Origin of the sequence: Falsiroseomonas oryziterrae (assembly GCF_021864505.1) — a bacterium.
GTDB classification, from domain to species: domain Bacteria; phylum Pseudomonadota; class Alphaproteobacteria; order Acetobacterales; family Acetobacteraceae; genus Falsiroseomonas; species Falsiroseomonas oryziterrae.
In genome coordinates, this window is sequence record NZ_JAKJIB010000376.1 from 1 (window position 1) to 3,680 (window position 3,680).

General features: G+C 75.4%; 3 protein-coding genes. 2 read left to right on the top strand and 1 reads right to left on the bottom strand.

All coding sequences use genetic code 11. The features are described from left to right. A partial coding sequence (gene hrpB / locus L2I40_RS20425; protein WP_237217016.1) for an ATP-dependent helicase HrpB occupies positions 1–1,464 on the bottom strand: 1,464 nt, incomplete at its 3' end. Positions 1,465–1,562: 98 nt separating this feature from the next. Between hrpB and L2I40_RS20430 the strand changes: the two genes are divergently transcribed. Both L2I40_RS20430 and L2I40_RS20435 read left to right on the top strand, forming a co-directional pair. Then, a complete protein-coding gene (locus L2I40_RS20430; protein WP_237217017.1) occupies positions 1,563–2,033 on the top strand; it encodes a cupin domain-containing protein in 471 nt (156 codons plus the stop codon). A 56-nt stretch (positions 2,034–2,089) separates the two neighbouring features. Further along, a partial coding sequence (locus L2I40_RS20435; RefSeq protein ID WP_237217018.1) for a protein-disulfide reductase DsbD domain-containing protein occupies positions 2,090–3,680 on the top strand: 1,591 nt, incomplete at its 3' end.

Sequence of the window (3,680 nt, forward strand, 5' to 3'; positions counted from 1 at the left end):
GCGCCGGATGCGCTGCACCGTCGCGCGGTCCGCATTCGGATGGTCGGCGCCGTGCAGGAGTTCCAGGCGCGCGTTGATGTCGGACGGAGCCTCGCGATCCCGGATCGGGTCGCGTTCCTCGAGCAGTGCCGCGAGGTCGGCGGCCAGCGCCTTCTCGCCTTCGTCCTCCGCCGCCAGCAGCATCCGCGCGAGACGCGGATGCGTGCCCATCCGCGCCATGCCGCGCCCCATCGGCGTGATGCGCCCCTCCGCATCCAGCGCGTCGAGGTCGCGCAGCAGCGCGCGTCCCGCGGCAAGTGTGCCCGCCGGTGGCGGGTCGAGGAAGGCAAGGTCGCCCGGCGCCGCGCCCCAGGCGGCGATGTCGAGCGCCAGGCCCGACAACTCGGCCTCCAGGATCTCCGGCCGGTCGGCCGGCGCGAGTCCGCGATGCAGCGCCTCGGTCCACAAGCGGATCGCCACACCCGGCGCGGTGCGCCCCGCGCGGCCGGCGCGCTGCTCGGCCGCCGCCTTGCTGATCCGCACCGTGACGAGCCGCGTGAGGCCCGAGGCCGGATCGAGCCGCGGCGCGCGACGCCAGCCGCCATCCACCACGATCCGCACGCCGGGCACGGTGAGCGAGGTCTCCGCGATGGAGGTCGCCAGCACGACCTTGCGGCGGCCCGTCGGATGCGGGTTCAGCGCGCGATCCTGCTCGGCCGGCGGCAGCTCGCCGTGCAGAGGGATGATCTCGGCATCGAGGCCCGAGAGGCGCTCCGCCGTGCGCCGGATCTCCCCCCAGCCCGGCAGGAAGGCGAGCAGGTCGCCCGGATGGTTCCCGAGCGCCGCGCGGATGGCCGTGGCCATCGCCTCCGGGAGATCACGGGCGTCGGTCAGGTCGCGCGCGCGATGTTCGACCGCGACGGGAAAGGCGCGGCCGAGCGATTCGACGACCGGCGCGTCACCCAGCACTGCCGCGAAGCGCGCCACGTCGAGCGTCGCCGACATCGCGAGCAATCGCAGCTCCGGCCGCAGCGCCCGCTGCAGGTCGAGGCAGAGCGCGAGCGCGATGTCCGTGTCGAGGTTGCGTTCATGCGCCTCGTCGAACAGCACCGCGGCCACGCCATCGAGGCCGGGGTCGGATTGCAGCCGTCGCACCAGCAGCCCTTCGGTCACGACCTCGACGCGCGTGCGGTCGGAGACGGCGCGGTCGAGGCGCGTGGCGAGGCCGATGGTCCCGCCCGGCTGCGCTTCGCCCACCAGCTCCGCCATTCGCCGCGCCGCGGCGCGGGCGGCGACGCGCCGTGGCTCCAGCACCAGGATGCGGCCGGCCTGTGCCCAGGGCTCCTCCATGAGGGAGAGGGGGGCGAGCGTGGTCTTGCCGGCGCCAGGCGGCGCCACCAATACGGCGTTCGATGCCTCCCGCAGGGCGGCGGCGAGGCGGGGCAGGGCCTCGGTGACGGGCAGCTCGGGGAGGGAGGGCGGCACGGCGCCGGGCCTACAGCAGGATGGCGGACCTCCCAAGACCCGGCCCTTCCGTGTCCCGTGCCGACGACCTAGGCTGGCTCGGAACGAGGGAGGCGCGCGTGACCGAGCCCGTTGGCCTGCACCCTGCCAAGGTCGCCGAGGCGGTCTGGGTGATCGGCGACCGCGTCACCTTCGCCGGTCCGCTGCCCGGCACCGACTTCGTGCTGGTGGACATCGAAGTGCCCCCCGGCTCCGGCACGCCGCTGCACCGCCACGCCTCGCCGGAGCTGTTCCGGGTCCTCTCGGGCGAGCTGGTCTTCGCCGCGGAAGCCGGGTGGGCCGCGCCGCTGCTCGCCGGGCCGGGCGACGTCGTCTCGGTGCCGCCGGACGCGATCCACGCCTACCGGAACCCCGGCCCGGCGCCGGCGCGGATGCTGGTGGTGCTGGACCGCGCGATGGAAACGTTCTTCCGCGACCTCGGCGCCGACGCCCCCATCGCCGGCCCCCCGCGCCCGGAGGACCTCGCCCGGATCGGCGCGGCCTGCGCGCGGCATGGCGTGGTGCTGCTCGAGGGCCCGCCCCCCGCCTGACAGGGCTGCGTCATCGGGGGTTGCGGCCGCGCCCTGCCGTCCCGTTCTATGCGTTCATGTGGCGCCTCGCGCTCCCCCTGCTGGCCCTTTTCGCCACCCCGGCGCTCGCGGTGGAGTCCGATTCCGTGCGCTCGCCGCGCGCCACCGCGACGCTTTTGTCCGAAAGCGCCGCCATCGCGCCCGGCGACACCACCCGCATCGGCCTGCGCCTCCGTCTGGCGCCGGGCTGGCACAGCTACTGGCGCAATGCCGGCGACGCTGGGGCTCCCACCGAGATCGCGCTGACTTTGTCCGAAGGCGCGACGGCCGGCCCCATCGCCTGGCCCGCGCCCGAGCGCATCGAATACGGCCCGCTCGTCAATTTCGGCTACAAGGGCGAGGTCCTGCTGCCGCTGGAGGTCCGGCTCCCCGCCTCCGCCCGCCCCGGCGACATCGTCCGGATCGAGGCCGAGGCCCATTGGCTCGTCTGCGAGCAGGTCTGCATCCCCGAGGAAGGCCGCTTCGCGCTGACCCTCCCGGTCGGCGACCGCACGCTGCCCTCTCCCATGACGGCGCCGCTGTTCGAGGCGAATGCCGCACGGCTCGCCCGCCCGGCACCCTGGACCATGTCGGCCGGCGCCACCGGCCGGCAGGCGAGCCTCACCCTCTCCGGCCCCGGCCTCGCGCCCGCCGCGGTGCGGGAGGCCTTCTTCTTCCCCCACGCCCCCGGCGTGATCGAGAACACCGCGCCGCAGCCCATCGCGTGGCGGGGCGAGGCGATGACCCTCGGCATCCGCTTGGCCGACGGCGCGCGGCCCGCGGCGCTCGACGGCACAGTGGTGCTGCGCGATGCCGGCGGCCAGCGCGCCGCCTTCGAGGTCACCGCCCCGGTGACCGGCGCCGCCGCGGCCTCGCCCGCGCTGCCCTTCGCGCAGGCAATCCTCTTCGCCCTCCTCGGCGGCCTGATCCTCAACCTCATGCCCTGTGTCTTCCCGGTGCTGGCCATGAAGGCGATGGCGCTCGCCCGGCTGTCGGGCGGGGCGCAGCGGGAGGTCCGGCTGCATGCGGGCAGCTACACCGCCGGCGTGATCGCCACTTTCGCGGCGATCGGCGGTGCGCTGATCGCGCTGCGCGCGGGCGGCAGCGCCGTCGGCTGGGGCTTCCAGTTCACCGAGCCCGCCTTCGTCGCCGGCATGGCCTGGCTGATGCTCGCCGTCGCGCTGAACCTGATGGGCGTTTTTGCCATGGGCCGGCCGGTCGGGGCGGGGCAGGGGCTCGCCTCGCGCGGCGGGCATGCCGGCGCCTTCTTCACCGGCACGCTCGCCGTGCTGCTGGCCACGCCCTGCACGGCGCCTTTCATGGCCGCGGCGCTGGGCGCGGCCATGGCCATGCCGCCCGCGATGACGATGGGCGTCTTCCTCGCCCTCGGCCTCGGCCTTGCCCTGCCTTATGCGCTGCTCGGGGTGTTCCCGTCGCTGGCCCGTGCGCTCCCGCGGCCTGGGCCCTGGATGGAGCGGCTGCGCCAGGCGCTCGCCTTCCCGATGCTCGCCGCGGCCGCCTGGCTCGTCTGGGTGCTCGCGCAGGGCACGGGGCCGGACGGCGTGCTCTGGGCGCTGGTCGGCGGCGTGGTGATCGCTGCCGGGCTCTGGGCCCTCGGCCTTGCCCAGC